The organism is Nocardioides bruguierae, assembly GCF_023656415.1.
GTDB lineage: Bacteria > Actinomycetota > Actinomycetes > Propionibacteriales > Nocardioidaceae > Nocardioides > Nocardioides bruguierae.
Genome location: NZ_JAMOIL010000038.1, coordinates 1 through 20,017, shown reverse-complemented (window position 1 = coordinate 20,017; position 20,017 = coordinate 1). Strand labels below are relative to the sequence as shown.

Sequence of the window (20,017 nt, the reverse complement as noted above, 5' to 3'; positions counted from 1 at the left end):
CTAGCAGGAGCCCGCTGAGTGTGGTCCGATGCTCAGCAGAAGCATCAATCGTCCGCTCTCGCTCGGGGAGGCGGTCGGGGGGCCCGCTTCCTCGCGAGAGCCATCTCGGGAGGTCCGCACCATGCTCGAACTCGTTCCGCAGCTCATCACCGCAGCACCTGACTTCAACTCCGACGGCATCGTCGCCTGGGGAGTCAAGAACATCATCCCGGTCATCCTGCTCTTCGTCGGGATCGGCATCATCGCGTCGTCCCGCAAGGGGCAGATGTCGCAGAACGCGCTCACGGTCACCAACATCATGCTCGGCTGCATGGTGATCGCCGGCGCTGCCCTGTTCTACGGGTTCGCCGACAACATCGCCGGCTTTGTCTTCGAGAGCTGAGCCATGCTGCTCCGCCCCGACGACGACGTCTACCGGGTCGACGCCGTCTGGCTCGGCCCCCGCGGCATGACGCTCCCCTGGACGGCGCGCTACTCGGCCTACAGCATCTGGCTCGTCCTCTTCGTGGCGATCCTGCTGGTCGAGGCCGCCCTCCCGATGAACGTGAGCGTCCCTCCCGTTTGGGAGCTCGTCTTCTCCGTGCTCGCGACCTACGCCCTCACCGGTGTCATCGACCACGACCGGCCTCTCAGCAGCGTCTGGCAGCTCGTCCGGGCAGAGGTCGCAGCCCCACGCCGGCAGAAGTCTGGGCGCCGGGTCTTCGTCGTCTCGCGCAAGGTCCGTGTGCGTGAAAGGAGTGCGCCGTGAGCCGCTCCATCGACGCCGCACCCCAGAGCCGCCTTGCCCTGCGCCAGATCGAGGGCAACCTCTGCTTCACCGCGGACGAGGCGTGGGCCTGGTTCGTCCTCCCCACCCAGCTCTGGGCCTTCCGTTCCGACGGTCAGCGCGAGCAGCTCATGCTCGGCTTCGCCGACGGCCTCTCGTGGCTGGCCGGCCATCGGGTCCACGTCCGGGTCACCTCGCGTCCATACCCCACGGCGTCGTGGGCCCGCCGACTCGATGAGCTCACCACGGCCCCGCTGGCCATCACTGGCGGCAAGCCCTGGCCCGATCACCTCGTCGACATGCAGCGCCACCTGCGCACCCAGACGATGGCGGAGAAAGAGGTCTACTTGGGCGTCCGCGTGAGGTCTCGCGCTCCATCGCACCGGCTGATGAGCACGCTACTGCGTCGGCCCACCGACATCGAGCATGCGCGGCTCCTGCCCGAGGTCGAACGGATCGCCGAGGCCGTCGCCCTGCCTGGCCTCGATGGACGTCCCGCTGCCGCCGCCGAGATGGAGTGGCTCGTCCGCCGCTCGAGCGGTCTCGGCCTGCCCTCACCACAGGACCTCTCCCCCGTCGAGCAGCAGCTCTGGACCGAGGAGGACCTCGCGACCTTCGAGGACAGGGTGGAGTACGAGGCTCCTGCCCTCGGGCGCACGGTCAAGCTCACGAGTCGCACTGACCGGACTCCCGTCGAGCGTCACGTCGCGGTCCTGTCGGTGGGGCGGCTCGAGGAGATGGAGGCACCGGACCCAGCGCACGAGCCGTGGCTCAGCCACACCGACCGGCTGCCCTTCCCGGTGGAGTGGTCGGCGCAGTTCGACGTCCTGGCCGGCAATGACGCCCGGCGCACCATCCAGCGCAAGCTGCTGGTCGTCCGCGACATGCAGAAGCACTACGCCGAGCACGACCTCGACGAGCCCTTGGCGCTCGACCGTCAGGCCCGGCACGCCCGTGAGGTCGAGGACCAGATGACCCGCGGCGCCGACGTCGCCTCCACCCGCATCCACGGCTGGTTCCGCATCGCCGTCGCGGGCCGCACTGAAGAGGAGTGCCTCGAGCGCGCCCGGAAGGTCGTCTCGTCCTACCGCTCCCGCCGGGTCACCATCGAGCATCCCCGTGGCCAGTTCGGCCTGCTGCGCGAGTTCATCCCCGGTGAGTCCGTGTCCACGGTCGCGTACCGACGGCGTCTCCCTGCGCTTTACGTCGCGGCCGGCGTCCCTGCCGCCTCGAGCCGTCTCGGCGATCGACGCGGGCCGTACATCGGGTACACGGCGGGGGCCTCGGCGCGGGCCGTCATGTTCGACACCCACTACGCCACCGAGGTCCGCGAGACGTCCGGCCTCGTGCCCGTCGTCGGTGGTCTGGGCGCCGGCAAGAGCGTGCTCCTCGGGCAGATCGCCTACTCCGCGGTGCGGCGGGGCATCCCGTCGATCATCCTCGACCCGTCCGGGCCGCTGTCTCGCCTCACGCAGCTCCCCGACCTCGCCGCCGCCAGCCAGCACATCGACCTCACCACCGCCGCCAGCGGGACGCTGAACCCGTTCGAGGTCGTGGCGACTCCGGCACGGGCTTCGTTCGCGGACGACGACGCGCACCGTGAGGCCGAGGTGCTGGCCGCACAGGACCGCAAGCTCCTCGCCATGGACGTCATCAAGATGCTGCTCCCGGCATCGGTCGACGCCATGCCGCAGACGGCGCTGGTCGTCTCCGAGGCGGTCCGCTCCACCCGGGGTGACGCCGCTGCCTCTCTGTGGGACGTCGTCACGCACTTGGAGGGCATGAACAACCCGCACGGCAAGGTGGTCGCCGACTACCTCCGCGACATGGCCGAGCTCCCACTGTCGCGGCTGTTCTTCCCCAGCACCCAGGGCGCGGCCCCTCGCCTCAGCGCCACCCTGACCGTCCTGACGATGCCGGGCCTGGTGCTGCCGCCGCGCTCGGTCCCCCGGGACCACTGGTCCACCTCCGAGCAGCTGGCTGTGCCGCTGCTCCACCTGGCGTCCTGGTTCGCCACCCGAGCCGTCTACGGACGCACCATGCACGAGCGCAAGCTGGTCGCCCTCGACGAGACGCACTTCCTCGGTGAGTGGTCCGCCGGCCGCGCGCTCTTTTCCCGGCTCGGCCGCGACTCGCGCAAGTGGAACACCTGCGTGCTCGCCGCCAGCCAGAACCCGACCGACATCCTCGGTATGGACGTCGCGAACTTCATGTCCGCGGCCTTCGTCGGCAGGCTCGAGGACGACGAGACCGCCCGAGATGGTCTCCGCATGCTCAGGGTCCCGACCGGCGTCGGCTATGAGCGCGTCCTGTCGACTCTCTCGTCGGGCCGGGGCGACAGCCAGTTCCGCGAGTTCGTCATGCGGGACGTGGACGGCAACGTCGACAAACTGCGGATCGACCTGACCGGCAACCCCGACCTCCTCGCCGCGCTCAACACCACGGCGGCGCAGCGCGGCTCGGAGGATGTCGCATGAGGCCGCTGCTCCCCCGGCTTCTCCTGCTGTCGGTCGTCGCGGGGCTGCTCGGCCTTCTCCTGGCGGCGCCGGCCTCGGCAATCCCCGGCTTCCCGGACTGCAAGACCCCGCCGACGCCCGAGGTGCCCGGCCGCGGCCTGGCCGGCTACTTCTCCTCCGCACCGTCCACGCTCCCCGAGGAGGCCGACCCCTTCGAGGCAGACTCCGGCACCACGATCTACGAGCAGTACGGCCTCGCCGGGTTCCGCTGGCATACCTACGACCTCGGCTGTGGCCCCGATGCCATGCGCGCCCCCGACGCCGTCATCGGCACGGCGATCAGCAACTGGATCACCCAGATCCCGCTGGCCCTCACCGCCCTCACCGGATCGGTGATCCAGCAGGCCTTCGCCCCCGACTTCCTCGACTCCTTCGACGGCGCTATCTCGGACGTCTCCTCGGCGCTGCACGACAACCTCTTCGTCTCCTGGATCCCGTTCGTCATCGCCGCGATCGGCGGGCTCGTCATCATCCGCGCCCGCAGTGCCTCGCTCGCGAGCACCGCCGGCGCCGTCGGGTGGGCGCTCCTGGTGATCCTCCTCGCGACCGCACTGTTCCGGTGGCCCGTCGAAGCCGGCCAGGCCGCCGACGACACCGTCACCCAGACCCTCGGCACCGTCGTCACCCACCTCGACGGCCAGCACGACGACCTCGAGCCCGGCACCGCCGTCGCCTCCGGCGTCACCGATGCGCTGCTCTACCGCGCCTGGCTCGCCGGCGCCCTCGGCTCGGCCGACTCCGCAACCGCCCGCACCTACGGACCGCAGCTCTTCCAGGCCCAGGCCCTCACCTGGCGCGAGGCCCAGATTCTCGAGGACGACCCCGACCGCGGACAGGAGATCATCGAGCAGAAGCAGGAGGACTGGAAGGACGTCGCCAGCGAGATCGAGGACCGCGACCCCGAGGCGTACGAGTACCTCACCGGCCAGCGCTCCGAGGCCCGAGTCGGCTACGCCATTCTTTCGGCAACGGGCACGTTGCTCGCCCTTCCGTTCCTCCTCGTCTCTGCACTCCTGCTGATCGGGTGCTTCCTCCTCGTCCGCCTCGCCGTGATGCTCTTCCCTGCCTTCGCGACACTGGGCGCGTTCCCCACCGCCCGCGGGCTCGTCATCGGCCTCGGACGCCTCGTGGGCGCCGCTGTCGTCAACGCGATCCTCTTCGGGATCGGCGCCGCGGTGACCATCGCCGTACTCGGTCTGCTGCTCGACCCGTCCGGGGCACCGGCATGGCTGGGACTCGTCCTCATGCCGGTCTTCAGCCTGCTCATGTGGGTGATCCTCAAGCCGTTCCGCCGGCTCACGGCCATGGTCAGTCCGCGGCAGAACCCGCTGGAGCGGCTCAACCCACCGGACATGTCGGGCGTGAAGCGACTCGCGTTCGCTGGCCTGGGCCTCGCCACGAGCGGCATCTCGGCGGGCGCAGGTGCCTTCCTCGGCGCCAAGGTCGAGGACGAGCTCAAGGACCCCACCCCCGAGCGCGCCGAGGCTCGGCCCGCCGGCCCACCCGCCCCCGGGCCCTCGGTCACCGCCGTTCAGACCGCGACGCAGCGTCCTCCCGCCCTCGAGCCGGCTCACGCCGCCGCTGCCGGACGCCACGCCACGCGCGCCCCGGAACCTCCCGCGCCTGCGCCAGCGTCACCGGGCGCCCGACGGATGGAAGGCCCGGCGCCCGCCCCTCCTCGAGCGACGACCGCCGGCGCTGCCCGAGCCGCCCTCCCGGAGGGATTCGTCCCGCGACCCACCGGCTCCGACCGACTCGAGCCCGTAGAGCCTCACGAGTACGACGGCGAGGAGGTCTACACGATCTACCGGCCCCACGACGCCGACTCCGACACCGACTCGCTCCAGGACCGGTGACCCGCCATGTCACGCCTCGGGGTCGCGATGGTCGTCATCCTTGGAGCCATCGCCGGCGCCACGCTGATCGGGCTCCCAGCCGTCATGGTGATGTCGGTGATGGGAGGGAGCACGAACGCGGAGTCGTCCTGCACCTCGAGCGGCACGGTCCTGGCTGACTCCGCCGCCGTCGACGACCTCGACGATTCCCAACGGGCCATCGCCGCGACCATCATCGACCAGGGCCGACGACTCGGCGTGAGCCCGCGAGGCCTTCTCGTGGCCCTGGCCGTGGCAGCCCAAGAGTCCCGGTTCACCGTCTACGCCAACGACGGATCGGGCGAGCTCGCGTCGGACCAAGCCGGCATCGAACGATCCCTCTCGCTCCCCCACACCGCCGTCGGGAGCGACCACGGGTCGCTGGGTGTGTTCCAACAGCAGTGGCCGTGGTGGGGAACCATGCAGCAGCTCATGGACCCGGCGACGTCCGCTCGCCTCTTCTTCCAGCATCTCCTCGTCGTGCCGGGCTGGCAGGCGATGGAGATCGGCGAGGCGGGCCAGCGAGTCCAACGGTCGGCATTCCCCGACGCCTACGACGATGACGTTCCCCTCGCCGAGGCGCTGCTGGATGCCGCCGGTGGCGCCAACACGGAGCCCACCGCCTACTTCGGGAGTGTGGACCCGTCCGCCTGCGGGCTGTCAGTGGCAGACGGCGACGTCGTGTTTCCGCTCGCGCCCGGGATCTCCTACGTCGACCAGGAGAACTTCGGCGGAGTCAGCAGCTTCTGGTCCACCACCCACACGGGCACCGACTTCTCCACCGCCTGCGGCGGGACCGTCTTGGCCGCGACCTCCGGCGTTGTCACCGTCGACACCACCGAAGCCTGGGCGGGCACCTGGCTCGTCGAGATCGACTCCGGCGCCGTCGTCACCTGGTACGCCCACATGCAGTCGATCGACGTCGAGGACGGCCAGCAGGTCGTCGCCGGCCAAGTGCTCGGTGCCGTCGGCGACCTGGGGAACGCCACCGGGTGTCACCTGCACTTCGAGGTGCAACGCGGCGGCGGTGATCCCGTCGACCCGACCCCGTGGCTCCTCGAGCACGTCTCCTCCCGCCACGAACCCGAGGTTGTCGCCGTCGGAGCTAGTCAGCCCGACCAACAGACCCTCCGCGTCGCGGTAATCCGGGGAGGTTCCTCCAAGGACGTCACCCGCGGTCTCGCGCGCCGGCCTGATCTCCTCATCGCGCTGGACGCTCCGCGTACTCCTGCCCTAGACGCGCCCTGGAGCACCCTCGGCGGCGGGGACCAACCACTCATCGTGTGGGACGCCGACGTGCTCTCGCTCGGGCGATCCGTCGACCAACGTGGCCGGACGGCCTGGGCCCTGTTCCGGACGGACGCCGGCACCCTCCCAGCCCTCGCCGCGACAGCCCCTCGCGCGCTGCGTGAGCTCACGGGGTCCCTCTCGGCGGCCGGCTACCCGCCCCTCGTCGCCGCGCCGGTGGGTGATCTGAGGCAAGCCGGACTAGCTGCAGGAGCAGCGACCTGCGGCAGCCTCGGGCTCACCGGCGACGCGGACTACCTCCACGTGGCCCGGACGACGTGCAACCGCTCCGGTGTGCTGCTGGCGACGGTGTCACCGGCGGACCCGTCGTGAGCGCCGAGCACCTGCCGTACTTCGGTGCACCACCGCCCCGGACGCCCCGCCCTGCGCAGGACGAGCCGACGTTGCGGGGCAAGCGGGTCGTTCTCTCGCGCCCGGACGGGTTCGTCTACGACGTCCGGGCCATCAGCGAGCTCGAGACGGACACCTCCGGCCGACAGGTCGTCCGCGTTGTGACGGAGGAGGCCTACTTCCGCTGGATGTTCACCGGACAGGCAGCAGCATCCGAGGCCTACCCCGCTCGGCTGGTCTGGGTTGAGTGAGCAGGTGACGCGGCGGGCGCAGGGACCGGCCGGAGGCCGCACGCCCGGAGCCCGCCGCGGGCGCCGGCGCAGCCGGCGCCTTGATCCAGTAGAGAGCAATTCGGCAACCACACGCCGAGCCGCGGCTCCAGGCGGTGGCTACGCTCGAACCGTGTCCACCTGGAGCGTCGCGGAGTGCCGAGCCCTCGCCGAGGAGCTGCTCGGCGACGCCGGTGACCGCTGGCTGCACGTACAGGGCGTGGCACGGCGAGCCGTCGACCTTGGCGCCTCGGAACCCGTCGTCGGCGCCGCCTGGCTGCACGACATCGGCTACGGCGTGCCGAACGCCGCCACCGGCATGCACGCCATCGACGGCGCCTCCTACCTAGACCTGCACGGCGCCCCTCGCGAGGTTGTTGCCCTCGTGGCCCACCACAGCGGCGCCTGGGTCGAAGCGGAAGAACGTGGACTGACCGGGCAGCTGCTCGCCTTCGACGTGCCAGACCAAGCCCTGCTCGATCAGCTCACCTGTGCCGACATGACGACCGGACCTCAGGGGGTATCCGTCGACGTCGACACCCGAGTGCGCGAGATCCTTGATCGGTACGAGCCCCAACATCCCGTGGCTCGAGCAGTCGAACGGTCGCAAGGCGCCCTCCGGGCAGCCTGCGCGCGGGCGATTGGCGTCAGAGTCGTCTGACAACGCTGTTGGTAGTGGACCGCGACCCGGGAAGCCCACTCTTCGCATCCCGGGCCGCGGTCACTAGGCCGGCTCGCCGACCCCCCTGTTGATCCTCGGCAACGGACCGGCGTCGTCCACCATGCGCTCACAGCCATCCCATTGCCAGCGCAACGGGTAGCGGGTTGGACCATCGTCTAGGATGGCTGTACAGCCCGCGCGGTGAACGGACCCGAGACCGGTCACCGCGCGGGTTGCTCGCGTGCACGGCCTCCCCCATCGCGCCGGCACGCCGCGTGGCCTGGCCCGGGTCGCCTGTCCCCGGCCCCGGCGCTGGGCCACGCGCACACCTCGCTGGGGACTATTCATCAGCCACGGAACAGTCGTAGTCTCAGCGGCCTCGGGTATCCCAAGGTTCCGAGGGGCCGTGGCCCGGCTTCCCAGCGTTTCTCCCCGTGTGACGCGGAGGCCGAACCAAAGTCGCATATCGAAGACGTCACGCAGAACGAAACCGAGCAACACGAGGATCAGCGCGACAGTAATTACGTAGGCAGTCCTTCTCCGGTCTGCTGATTCGAGAGTCATCACATCTCCGTCAGCATTCCAGCGGGGACGGAGAGCAATGCACTGCCAGCCCCGAGGAGGGCGTCGCCAGTACCGGCTGATGCACTGCCGCCTCGTTCGCATGCGCCATACGCGAAGCCTCCAGCCGCGCTAGCAGTCACCGATCACAGCCAAAGCGCCGAACCCGAACTGGACTATCCTGTCGCGGCGCGAATGCTACGAGCAGGCTCCGCTAGAGACGTTCCCATCCCTAGCTTCTCCGGGCAGGATCACGCACGCCCAGTCGCCATCCTCGGTCACGCTGACTTGCCCGTCGTCGTCCACACCATCACCGTCGTCATCAGCGATGCCGGTCACTGTCGCACTCTTCGGCAGGCCATCGGCAAGGGACTGCAGCATCTCCACATCCCAGCCCGCATCCTCGGCCGCCTGGAAGTCGTCGAGGAACTGCTCACCAGCGTCCGTTGCCGTCGCGTCACTCGAGCAGCCAGCCAAGAGGAGAGCAGACAGAACAGCAGCCAGCTTGAGTCCCGAATGCATGCCCGGGCTCTATAGCGAACGTCCACCCAGTGTGCCGCGAAACGGCGGTCCTCGGCCCCGAGCTGGTCCGCCCAATAGATGCGCATCAGAATCGAGGCGGAGGCCGACACGAGGTAGTCGATCAACGCATCCGCCCGACGCCGGGGCCTACGGATCCGCCTACTGCCAGTGCGTACTGACTACCCATCGCGTGGAGAGTGCGCGAGTCCAACGTCAGATGTCCATGGGCTGGGTCGCGCCCGCGAGCACGACCTGGGTAGCCCCAGCGTCACGGTCGCGCACCCACCTAGCTGGAAGTCAGGCTCAGCAAGCAGCGTGAATGAAAGACGCAAGACAAAGCCTTGCATGAACTAGGATCAAGATCCGTCGTCTGCCTTTGATGGCCTAAGGTGACAACGGTCGAGTCGCGAGGGTGGCTGCACGACAACCGTTCGCGGTGAGGACGAAGAACTCCCCGACTGGTCACTGCAGGCATCGCGACCACGATCTCGAAACGTTCAAGCCCATGAACTCTGGAAGTTGGGAAACTGTGATGTCGGACGCCGGAGACGCTTTTGATGCCCATTACGCCCTGTGGACGGATGAACGGAAGGATGTCGCATCCACGAAGAAGGAGTGGGCGCGCATCTCGCAATTGGCGGAAATCTCGCACAGGGAATATCGGATTCTGGATGCTCCATGTGGGCAAGCCCGCTTCGCCGACCCCATCACAAGCGCGGGGCACGAGTATGTTGGTGTCGATCGCAGCCCGTTCATGATTGAGCACGCAAAGGCCAAGTCGAGCGCGCAGGTGGTCCTGATCACGAGAGATATCGAAGATTGCACCTTCGACATGGAGTTCGATCTCGCCATCAACTGGTTCACGTCGTTCGGCTACGATTCGGACCAAAGCAGCAAGAGATGCCTTGAGAGGCTCTATTCTGCACTGAAGCCAGGCGGACGACTGGTGATGGAGATCATGAACGGTCAATGGTTGCTGAACAACCTCTCTGCGACTGAAAAGATCGTCCAGACCTTCGACATGACCTACGGAACCGTGCGCGACGTCAACTACGTGACGGCTGACGGGATCTGGCACATCATGGATCGAACCTACGACTACTCAGGTTCCCAATCGCACTCGTCATTCGCGATGAGGGTCCTCACGGCCGACGCGCTCACTAATTGGCTCCACGACGCTGGCTTCCAGTCGGTCGACATCTTCGGCAGTGATGAGCGTCCACTGACCAACAGCGACCCCCGCATGCACGTCGTTGCGGTCCGATAGTTCCCCTCGGCAGAGAAGTGCTGACCGCTAGGACATGTTCGTTCATTGACGGCGACCGGCACGCCGCCGAACCTGAATCGGCTCGCGCACCGCCCCCAGCCGCGCCGACTCAGTTCGGACCGGAAGCGATACTCGCTATCCGGGAGAGATGTCGGTCGTTCGCCGCCGTCCACTCCTTCACCATCTTGGCGCCACCATGTCCCTCATCCTCGACCATGATCAGTTCACTATTCTCATGTCGCTGATGCAGCTCCCATGGGAATCGGGCCGGACCGCTCACGTCTCGACGCCCATGAATCATGGTGAGTGGGATATGGGAGATGCTGGCTGTCTGGTCAAGAATCGATTCCGGCAAGAAGGCGTCGTGTGACCAGTAGTGCGTGACAAGTCGAGCAAAGGCCATTCGAAACGCACTGTCGAGCCACTTGGGGTCGAGAGAAAGATCCCCCGTCCCGACTGAGATGTGCTGGTCCTCCCAGATGCACCATTCCATGGACGCCCGCGCAAGCAGGTCCATATCGTCACTGCGCATCAGTTCTGCATACGCATCCACGACACGCGCGTCGCGTCGGTCGAAGCCCCGCAGCTCGCGTTCCGCGAAGCTGACAAGCCGGTTCCATGCCTCGGGGTAGACCATCTGCACACGGTCTGTTATCCAGTCGACCTGGCAGCGATCCGTCACGGTGACGGCGAAGAGCACGATTCCACTCACTCGCTCGGGATGCTTGATGGCGTATGCCATCGCTAAGGTCGACCCCCAGGAGACGCCGTTGATTAACCATCGGTCGATTCCTAGGTGCTCTCTCACGGCTTCGATGTCGCGAATCAGTTCGGTAGTCGTATTTTCAGCCAAGTTGTAGCCGGCGGTCATCACGTTGGGGATCGAGCGCCCACAGCCTCGCTGATCAATGCCGACAACTCGAGCTTTGCGAAGATCGAACCTGCGCCGATAGCCACCTCTCGCCAAGGTTCCGCCTGGCCCACCATGCAAGAAGAGGCAGGGGATCCCCGAATGGTTGCCCGACTCTTCCCAGTAGATGCTGTGCGGCCCGTCCACTCGAAGTAGGCCGGAAGCTAAAACAGGTATGTCATTCTCCACCAGGCGCACACTACCCGGATGGCGAGGTTGCTGGCGACCTACGCGAGGACATGATCGGAGAATTTCCGCACGAGCAGCTTCGCGGCCTCCAGATCCGTATGACCTCGTCAAGACGCAGCGCGCATGGATGCACGAGCCCATCGCGGTGCGGGTAAGTCCGACCTGTTGAACGCCCACGGGACCGCCAGCTCAGTACCGTCCCTCGAGCCCGAGCAGCTCCGCCGCCGCGTAGCGACAGCACCCGAGGGGCTCTGAGGATTCTTGTCACCGCCCGCGAGCACATGACGACCGAGCGCGCTGCGACAGTCAGCGCGCTCACTGCATTCCTGCGTGTGGCCGCGCTGGGCTCCGACAACCGCATCCGCCGACGGTCAAACAGATCGTCGATGTCTCCCGCGGCCCGGGTCGAATGTCTCGCCGCTGCCACCGCTCGCGCCCGAGACAGCCCGGCGGGCCAAGTACAGTCGACCTCACCAAGGACCTCACCAACAATCAGGTGCAGTGACCGGACTCGTCCGTGAGACAGAGCCGCTGTGTTGATGGACAAGCCCGGAATCGGCGGTCGTCTACACCGCCTGGTCGCGCCCCGGTCGGCTCCGTTCCGCAGCAGCATTCGCCGCGACGTGTCCGATCTCGAAGATTGAGCGGCTCGGGAAGACGTTGAAGCAGAGGCGTGAAGCGTGAAGCGTTCCGGGCCTACTTGGACAGCGGGCGCGCCAACAACGGCGGCACCGACGCCGCAAATGGCCTCCTCGAACGCCACCGCCGAGTCGCGCGCGGGAACTGCGAGCACTAATGCCTACGCACGCTCCTCATGCGCGGTAGACCGTCCCACCCCACGCCAGGTACGAAGCCTCAAGCATTGCTTGACAGGGGCCACCCTGCACCCAAGAATGTCCTTGACCTCGGGACGCTTGCGGGAAACGGATAGATGAAGTTCGTACATTGGGATAGGCGCAAGACGCCTCGGATGGCGCTCCGCGCACTTGTGGACCTCTCCGCAGTCAAGCAGAACCCCGCCTTCAGGCGCTTCTGGGTGGGCAGTTCACTATCGCAGTTGGGAAGTCAAGTTGGCGTATTTGCTGTAACGCTACAGGTGTACTCAATCTCGGGCTCTGCAATCGCGCTTGGCGCAGTGGGAGCGGTGTATGTCATCCCCATGCTGACGCTGGCACTTCTTGGCGGCGCTATCGGCGACTCGCGCGACAGGAAGTTCGTGCTCCTCGTCACCGGGATAATGTCGACGGCCTTATCGGCTCTGTTCTGGGCACAGGCGCATCTAGACATTTCTTCCATCGTGCTGCTGTTCGTGCTCGTCTTTGTCCAATCGAGCATCGGTGCCATTCAGGTCCCGGTACGACGGGCCGTCGTTCCCAACGTCGTCAATCCCGATCAGTTGGGTAGCGCAATCGCTAGCATCAACCTGTCGAAGTACGTCGCACAAGCGTTGGGCCCCCTGCTTGCTGGCGTAATAATTTCAACGAGAGGGTTTGCACTTTGCTACCTTATAGACTCGGTCAGCTTCGCTATCGCCCTGTATTCCGTCGTCAGACTTCCGTCGATGCCCGCTGCACTTGGCAACAAGGCGACGCCCATGCTCAGCCAGGTCGCCGAGGGCGTGAATTTCGTTATCCGGTCACGAGTTTTGCGAGGGACGTTTTTCGCTGACTTGAGTATTACGCTGCTCGGAATGCCGCTGGCCATTCTTCCGGTGGTCAACGACGAGTTCTTCGAAGGCGCTCCTGAGGTACTAGGGATACTGACCGCCGCAACAGCTGTTGGCGGCACGGTAGGGAGCGCCCTCTCTGGCAGCGTTTCCCATAGTCAGCGACCGGGAAAGCATCTTGTACAGCTGTGCCTGGTTTGGGGGATTCTTACCATGGTATTCGGCGTCTCCAGGAGCGTGTATCTTAGTTGCGCCCTCCTGGCAATCATGGGAGCGCTGGATGCCTTGGCGGTATCGTTTTGCAATCTGATCACGCAGATGGCGACGCCGGACCAACTTCGCGGACGCGTCTCGGCTGCTGAAATGATTGTCAACATGGGCGGCCCCCAGGTCGGCGGCCTACGCGCCGGCGTGGTGGCCGCCACATTTGGCCCGCTCATCAGCGTTGTTGCCGGTGGCGTCTGCACTGTCGCCGCGTCTGTCGCACTAGCGTCCAACAAATCTCTGATCTGTTACACAGGTTCTCACGACGGAACCGTCACCAGTGGAAAGAGCTAACAATGACCCTTCTTGACTCAATGCCTACTGACTGCGTGGTGTCGGCCTGGAACGAGTGGGACCGCCTCCGCGAGATGGTGGTCGGTACTGCTGTCGGGGCGAACTACGAACCAACCGAGCCCGGCTCTAGGCCTCAACGACGAGGAGGCAGGGAAGGTAACCCGTTTCCCACAGGGCCAAAGCCTCAACACGTCATTGATCAGGCTAACGAGGAACTGCAGGGCTTGGTTCAGTTGCTCCAAGACTGGGACGTCGTTGTACGGCGTCCGAGCCCGGTCGATTTCTCAACGCAACTGGTCTCACCAGACTTCTCGGTTGAGAACCAGTACTGCGCGGTGTGCCCACGCGACGTCCTGATCACGGTCGGTAGCGAGATCATCGAAGCCCCCATGTCACGTCGTGCGCGATTCTTCGAGTACTTGCCTTACAGAGACATTGTGAGAGGATACTGGAAGCAAGATCAGAACGTCCGTTGGACGGCCGCCCCGAAGCCATCCATGCACGATAGAATGTATCGGCAGGAGTTCTGGGAATGGCCTCTCGTCGAGCGTCATAAGCGCATGCACGACTTCGAGTTCTGCGTGACGCAAGAAGAGGTGTTGTTCGATGCCGCCGATGCGAGCCGGTTCGGCAATGACATCATCATCCAGGAGTCGATGACCACCAACCGCGCGGGGATCGAGTGGCTGAGAAGACATCTTCAGGATCGGGGCATCCGCGTACACGCTGTTCATTTCCCTCTCGACCTCTTCCCGTCGCACATTGATTGCACATTCGTACCTCTCCGACCTGGTCTGATCCTCACGAACCCTGAGCGACCCATACTGGAGGGCGAGGACAAGCTGTTTCTCGACAGCGGTTGGAAGCTCGTAGACGCGCCGCAACCATCGCTGACGAATGACCAGATGCCGGAGTTCTGCCAATCTTCCAAGTGGCTGTCGATGAACGTGCTGAGCCTGTCTCCAGACGTCGTCATCTGCGAAGAGAATGAGCATGAGTTACACGAATTACTCTCCCGGGAAGGACTGGAGGTCCTCACCATCCCGTTCCGCGGAGTGTACGAATTTGGCGGCTCCCTACACTGCGCGACGTGGGATGTACGCCGGGAAGGCAAGGGCGAAGACCTGCTCGGAATATCGTCGTGAGCCCGTTGGCGGCCGAGGGCAACATTTCTACGCCGTGTGAGAACATATACGATTTGTTTGCGCAGAGGGTGCAGGCCGATCCCACCGGTACCGCGCTAGTTCTCCGAGAGCAGACGATGAGTAGCGCCAGTCTTCATCGACTTGTCTGCAACGTCGAGCGCCAGCTCTTGAACCAAAATATCGGCCCGTCAGATGTGGTCGGAATCAGTATGCTCCCCGGTCCTGTTCAGATCGCTACGATGTTGGCAATCTTGAAGATGGGAGCGACGTATGTTCCCGGGGATTACCGTGAGCCGATTGCGACGGTCCTCAAACGCTTTCAGTCACTACCTGTGAATGCAGTCGCAGTCGCGGCGGGGAAGCCGGACCTGTGGCCCGAATTCGGTAGCCGCACTGTCGACGTCGACGTCGACGTCGACGTCGACGTCGAGAGCGACTTCGAGAGCGGATGGTCGTCCATTGCGGCGCTCGACCGGCCTGCGTACATCATGTTTACCACCGGGAGCACCGCGGACTCCAAGGGCGTTTGCATGACGCACAGTTCTCTTCTGCCCCTGCTTTACTGGCACGGGCACAAGATCAGCCGTGCTCCCGGATGGAGGACTGCACAATTGTGCTCGACTGCGTTCGACTTCTCATTTCATGAAATTTTTTCCACGTTGTGCCTGGGAGGCACGTTGGTGCTCATCCCGCCTGAGATTCGCGTGGATCTGTCCATGACGTTGGAATATCTGAGGAACTGCAACGTCGATACTCTCTTCGCGCCTGTAAGTCTACTAGGCCTCTTAGCGGAACGAGCACGGCGTGAGTCTGTGAGTCTGCAGCTCGACCATGTTCTAACCACCGGCGAGGCACTTCGAATCACCGACACACTGAGACATTTCTTCACCGAATCCGGCGCCGCGCTTCATAACCAGTTCGGAGCCACCGAATTTCAAGATGCCTTGTCGTTCACGCTTGAAGGGAGCCCCGCAAGTTGGCCCGCCGACGTTCCAATAGGGACGCCGCTCGAGCACGTGAAGGCTATCGTGGCGGAACCGGGCACAAATGAACCCGTGGCCTGCAGCCACGTGGGAGAACTGGTGGTGTCTGGCGTGTCGGTCGCCAAGGGGTACTGGGATCCAACTCTGCCGTCGAATTCAAACTTTGGCACTTATGGGTCCGGTGATCGGTACTACCGGACGGGTGACCTGGTCCATCAGGACCGGGAAGGGGTCTTTCATTACCACGGACGGGTTGCCAGTGCCGTCGCTGTTGATGGCCAAGACCTGTCCTTGAGGGAGCTGACCTCTCGCATCCTCGAACTCCCCGGCGTTGTTCAGGCGGTCCTGATTCCGTCCGTGGATGGATCTCTTGCATCCGTCATTGCTCACATCGCTGTCACTCCGGATGGAGACGAGCGGGCGGCAAAAGACCTGGTTCGGGCCGAGATCGAGGCAGTTCCACTCTTTCGCCGAGAAGCCATCCGCGTGACCGTCCACGAGCATCTACCGATCACCGTGAATGGCAAAGCCGATATGCGATATCTGCACACCTTAACGTGATCAATCGAAGCGCGCGTTTCGACGGGCTCTCGAGACGGTGCCAGCGCTTGGCTGCCCTTGGCCGTGGCGGAAGGCCGGGCCGGGCTGTGCAATGTTTTTCAAAGTTTTCTACTGCGACCGGTACTGGATTCAAGATGATATCCAGGAGTCGCCGGACGCGGAGGTTTGGAGAGGAGGAAGAATATGTGCTACGACCACGTGACCATTCCGGTCTCGCTGCCCAACCCGGGTAAGAAGTAACCTCATTGGCTGGCGAGTCATCTTCGATGGCTCGCCAGCCTGCCCGGGCCGAGCGAACTGCTGAATTCCGTACTATCTTTCCGGAGCGTAGCCATGAGCGTAAAGTACGATCCCCTCTCCCCGCGGGTCATCGCCAATCCATATCCCGTCTACGATGCCTTGCGTAGAAGTGATCCGGTGCACTGGCACGAGCAAATGGGTGCGTACGTCCTCACGCGGCACTCGGATTGTCAGACAGTTTTGAGAGACCACGGCACCTTTGCCCGTGACGCTCGAAGAGTCGGCGCCGAGATCCCGGACCGATTCCTCCAGGTTCAAACTGACGATCCCCCAAACAATGCCAAGTTGCGGTCTGCTCTACGCAACCTGATCGGCGGGGAGGATGCTGCAGACAGCTGTGCTCGAGAGGCTTCGGTCCTCGTTCAGCGTCTGCGGGAGACCGGTGACCAACCGCTTGAGGTGATGCGACAGGTGGTCGCCCCGGCTGCGTTGACGGTGACGTGCGACCTCTTGGGCGTTCCGTCTCCCGGCGTCGACGAATACATGGAGATCTTCGACGGAATCACACGCGCGATGGATGCCAAGTTGGATCCTGATCGCTCGCACGCAGGAATCTCTGCAACCCTGAGGCTCGGGGGCTATATGGCTGAGTGGATGGCGCAGGCTGCAAATTCCTCGCTAGTTGGGCAAGCGAGGGATGCTGGGATTGCCTGTGGCGCTCCTCCTCACTACGTCGAGAACACCTTGGCCGCTGCCTTCAATGCGGGCTTCAGCACGCTCTACGCTCTCACCGGCGAAATCCTGCTGGAGCTGTGCCGACCGGAGCTCCTGTCTGCTCTTCAGGCGTGCGACTACGCAGTGGCTGCCGATGAGTTCCTGAGGTACTCGAGTCCCGCACAAGGAACCATGCGGTACGTCACCAAGACGCATGCGTTCGAGGGTGGAGTCGTGGAGCGTGGCCAAGCCGTCGTCGTGCTCTTCTCCGCCGCGAACCGGGATGCCAGCGTCTTCGATCGGCCGCACGATATCGTGCTCACTCGAACGCCTAATCGCCATCTCGGCTTCGGCTGGGGAGCACATGTATGTGCCGGGACGCCACTTGGGAAGCAATGGGTGCAAAGTTTGTTGCGTGCCCTTGGAGAGGTGCACATTGGGTTGGAGCTCACAGAAGCTCCGACTTACATGCACTCGGCAACCTTGAGGAACTTGGAAAGTCTACGTATCTCGGCTCGGCCAAGGAAGGGTCTTTGAGGTGTCGGAGAGCAATTCCTCAGACGCCGCTGCTGCGGCCGCTGGACGCGTTTCTGCGGGTCTGCATGGGTTCATGATGACGCAGATCCTCGCGACCTCAGTCGAGGTGGGAGTCATTGACGCGATTTCTGGTGGCAGCTGCTCCATATCCGAGCTTTCTGCATCGACTGGAATCTCGGAGAAAATGATGAGGCGGTTCCTGCCGGCACTGCAGGGACTAGAAGTTGTGCGTGTCGAGGGGCAGCGCGTGGCTCTGACCGAGCTGGGTGCCACTCTGCGATCGGATGTTGGTACGTTGGCCGGATTGGCCAGGCTTCTTGGTAACGAACACTATGCTGCGTGGGCGAAACTGGGCACCAGTTTGAGAACCGGGGAATCTGGGTTTCGAGTTGCTCTCGAGCGTGACCCTTGGTCAGTCCTTGACGCAAGCCCCGATCAGGTCGATTCGCTGAGTCGGCTCTCGCGGAGAAGTACGGACTTCTTCTTTGACGAGATCACGCATTTGATCGACCTGCCTGCTCGCAGCCGGATCGCCGACATCGGGTGCGGTGACGGTAGTTTTCTCGCGAAGCTGGTTGCGCAGCACGCTGAATTGCGCGGCATAGCGTTCGACCAAATGTCGTTGTTACCGATCATCCGCCGTACTGTGCACGAGTACGGAGTAGAGGCCGCATGTGCCGTTAGGGGAGGTTCATTCTTCGAGCCGCTTTCGATCTCGGCAGATGTCTTCATACTTAAATCTGTTCTTCATGACTGGGATGATGAGTCCGCTGTCACGATTCTGCATCGAGTCCGCGAATCAATGGGGGGGGCGTCGAGACTTGTCGTGATCGAGTTCTCGGGTGAGCACAAGGATGACCTTCTTGGCGCCGCGATGAGGGATCTCAACATGCTCGTACTCTTCGGTGGAGCTGATAGATCAGCGACTGAGTACACTGATCTCCTGGTCACCGCTGGTTTCAAAGTCGTCCGCGAAGCGCGTGGTTCGTCGGGGATTCTTGTCGTCGAAGCAGAGGTCGCAACTCTCCCATAGGCCCGTCCCAGCCCCTGCGGCCGCGTGCATCGCTGGTAGCGACCTGGGTCGAGTTCATCGCCTACGAGGACACGCCCTAGGCTGAGCCCTGTGGCAAGTTGATAGGCCTTGGACAGGCGCTGCTGGGAGGCGCTGTTTACCGATCACCGTTTGGCCCATGTGCGAGCGGCATTCAACGATCCCTTTCGGTTCAGCGTGCACGGGGCAGTGGTGGACGATACGAGCCAGTCCGTGCTCTTGGTGCGCCAGTCTTGCGGCGATCAGCGTTGGGGATTGCGGGGGGTGGGGGCGGAGTCGAACCGGGACACACGATAGTTGAAGCTCTCAAGCAAGAGTGTCGAGAGGAAAATGGTGTCGACGTCGAGATAGGTCCGCTGACGGGGTGGTACGACCCACCGCGAATTCGAGTCGCAGGTAGGCATCTTCCTCTGTGGGTTACCGGCTCACGCTCAGATTGCCCTCTCGGATGAACATAGTGCCTCCCGATGTCTCCCGCGGGCGCACTAGGGGATGTTCAAGCAGCTCGTGTGCAGGCGGCTCTTGAGTACACGGGCACCCTTCATGCTCGGGTGTTCTGACCTCGGACCGTCGGGATCAGCCACTATGAGTGCACGGATTCATTCGGAAACAGACGTTGGTCCCGCAAGCCGAACGTCAATCGCGAACGACGAATATCCTCGTACCGTCAGCGAGTCCGCGTCCCGGTAGCCCCGTCCGGAGGCACTTCCCGGGACGGGAACGTCTTGGGGCGCAGAGGCACTATAGTGCTCACGGCGAAGGCCCGGGCGCATCTCCGGTCGGTCAACCGAGACGTACGCCTTCGGACGGCTCAAGCGCGTGCTGGAGGCGCATACGCATAGACGGATGCATCTCAAGATCGTCGGCGCTGGCTGGCTCAACCCACTGGACACGCTTGCTCTCTGAACTCGTCCGAGCTTCGCCGCCCACGAGCCGGGCGGCGAAAGCGATGGAGAACTGCTGCCTGACCTCACCGTCCTCGTAGGCCATCACGTGGTTCGGGTTGGTGTACGTGCCGGTGAGTCGCTCGACGACGACGTCGTAGCCGGTCTCCTCCTTCACCTCGCGCACGACGGTGTCGGTGATCGACTCACCGATCTCGTGCCCGCCTCCGGGCAGCGCCCAGAGGTTGTTGTCAGTCTTGTGGATCAGCAGGACGCGGCCCTGGTCGTCCTGGACGATCGCGACAACCGAGGGCACGACGCTGTTCGCCTTCGGCGCGTTCGGGTCGTCGATGTAGTCGATGCGTCGTCCCATGCGGCCACCGTGTCACGCCGCCGGAGATCCGACCAGAGGGTCGGCTGACTCCCACACGTGCTCGAAGGACTCCAGGTAGTGGGAGAACAGCTGGCCGCGCTCGACCTGACGCAGGTGGATGACAGGGTTTCG

At 64.3% G+C, this 20,017-nt stretch carries 16 protein-coding genes; 13 read left to right on the top strand and 3 right to left on the bottom strand.

The genetic code is table 11. The features are described 5' to 3' along the window. Positions 1-121: 121 nt before the first annotated feature. The 7 genes from M8330_RS19800 (at position 122) to M8330_RS19770 (ending at position 7,724) form a co-directional block, all read left to right on the top strand. Positions 122-382 carry a hypothetical protein gene (locus M8330_RS19800; RefSeq protein WP_250828745.1) on the top strand — a complete coding sequence of 87 codons (261 nt, stop codon included), beginning with the start codon at positions 122-124 and terminating at the stop codon, positions 380-382. A 3-nt stretch (positions 383-385) separates the two neighbouring features. Continuing rightward, complete coding sequence (locus M8330_RS19795; RefSeq protein WP_250828744.1) at positions 386-748, top strand: hypothetical protein; 363 nt, start codon at positions 386-388, stop codon at positions 746-748. After that, entirely contained in the window at positions 745-3,243 is a 2,499-nt protein-coding gene (locus M8330_RS22595) for an ATP-binding protein (RefSeq protein WP_250828743.1), read from the top strand. The genes M8330_RS19795 and M8330_RS22595 overlap by 4 nt, the downstream gene beginning before the upstream one ends. Next, positions 3,240-5,138 (top strand): MFS transporter, encoded by a 1,899-nt coding sequence (locus tag M8330_RS19785; protein ID WP_250828742.1) that lies wholly within the window; start codon positions 3,240-3,242, stop codon positions 5,136-5,138. The genes M8330_RS22595 and M8330_RS19785 overlap by 4 nt, the downstream gene beginning before the upstream one ends. 27 nt (positions 5,139-5,165) lie before the next feature. Further along, a complete protein-coding gene (locus M8330_RS19780) occupies positions 5,166-6,776 on the top strand; it encodes a M23 family metallopeptidase (RefSeq protein WP_250828741.1) in 1,611 nt (536 codons plus the stop codon). After that, positions 6,773-7,045 (top strand): hypothetical protein, encoded by a 273-nt coding sequence (locus M8330_RS19775; protein ID WP_250828740.1) that lies wholly within the window; start codon positions 6,773-6,775, stop codon positions 7,043-7,045. Before M8330_RS19780 ends, M8330_RS19775 begins: the two co-directional genes overlap by 4 nt. Positions 7,046-7,196: 151 nt before the next feature. Beyond that, on the top strand, positions 7,197-7,724 hold the full coding sequence (locus M8330_RS19770; RefSeq protein ID WP_250828739.1) for an HD domain-containing protein: 528 nt from the start codon (positions 7,197-7,199) through the stop codon (positions 7,722-7,724). A 759-nt stretch (positions 7,725-8,483) separates the two neighbouring features. On the opposite strand, the gene M8330_RS19765 is transcribed toward M8330_RS19770, so the two are convergent. Next, positions 8,484-8,807: a hypothetical protein gene (locus tag M8330_RS19765; protein WP_250828738.1), complete on the bottom strand. Its 324-nt coding sequence runs from the start codon at positions 8,805-8,807 to the stop codon at positions 8,484-8,486. A 505-nt stretch (positions 8,808-9,312) separates the two neighbouring features. On the opposite strand from M8330_RS19765, the gene M8330_RS19760 reads away from it, so the two are divergent. After that, positions 9,313-10,074: a class I SAM-dependent methyltransferase gene (locus M8330_RS19760; protein WP_250828737.1), complete on the top strand. Its 762-nt coding sequence runs from the start codon at positions 9,313-9,315 to the stop codon at positions 10,072-10,074. A 109-nt stretch (positions 10,075-10,183) separates the two neighbouring features. Here the strand turns inward: M8330_RS19760 and M8330_RS19755 are convergent, their stop codons facing one another. Further along, positions 10,184-11,314: an alpha/beta fold hydrolase gene (locus tag M8330_RS19755; RefSeq protein ID WP_250828736.1), complete on the bottom strand. Its 1,131-nt coding sequence runs from the start codon at positions 11,312-11,314 to the stop codon at positions 10,184-10,186. A gap of 829 nt (positions 11,315-12,143) precedes the next feature. Here M8330_RS19755 and M8330_RS19750 point away from each other — a divergent pair. The 5 genes from M8330_RS19750 (at position 12,144) to M8330_RS19730 (ending at position 18,610) form a co-directional block, all read left to right on the top strand. After that, positions 12,144-13,397: an MFS transporter gene (locus M8330_RS19750; RefSeq protein WP_250828735.1), complete on the top strand. Its 1,254-nt coding sequence runs from the start codon at positions 12,144-12,146 to the stop codon at positions 13,395-13,397. Positions 13,398-13,399: 2 nt separating this feature from the next. After that, positions 13,400-14,542 (top strand): arginine deiminase family protein, encoded by a 1,143-nt coding sequence (locus M8330_RS19745; protein ID WP_250828734.1) that lies wholly within the window; start codon positions 13,400-13,402, stop codon positions 14,540-14,542. Then, positions 14,539-16,086, top strand: coding sequence for an AMP-binding protein (locus tag M8330_RS19740; RefSeq protein ID WP_250828733.1), 1,548 nt, complete (start codon positions 14,539-14,541; stop codon positions 16,084-16,086). The genes M8330_RS19745 and M8330_RS19740 overlap by 4 nt, the downstream gene beginning before the upstream one ends. 333 nt (positions 16,087-16,419) lie before the next feature. Continuing rightward, positions 16,420-17,577 carry a cytochrome P450 gene (locus M8330_RS19735; protein WP_250828732.1) on the top strand — a complete coding sequence of 386 codons (1,158 nt, stop codon included), beginning with the start codon at positions 16,420-16,422 and terminating at the stop codon, positions 17,575-17,577. A gap of 1 nt (position 17,578) precedes the next feature. Beyond that, on the top strand, positions 17,579-18,610 hold the full coding sequence (locus M8330_RS19730; protein ID WP_250828731.1) for a methyltransferase: 1,032 nt from the start codon (positions 17,579-17,581) through the stop codon (positions 18,608-18,610). An 801-nt stretch (positions 18,611-19,411) separates the two neighbouring features. Here the strand turns inward: M8330_RS19730 and M8330_RS19725 are convergent. Continuing rightward, positions 19,412-19,885, bottom strand: a complete 474-nt coding sequence (locus tag M8330_RS19725; RefSeq protein WP_250828730.1) for an NUDIX hydrolase — start codon at positions 19,883-19,885, stop codon at positions 19,412-19,414. Positions 19,886-20,017: the final 132 nt, after the last annotated feature.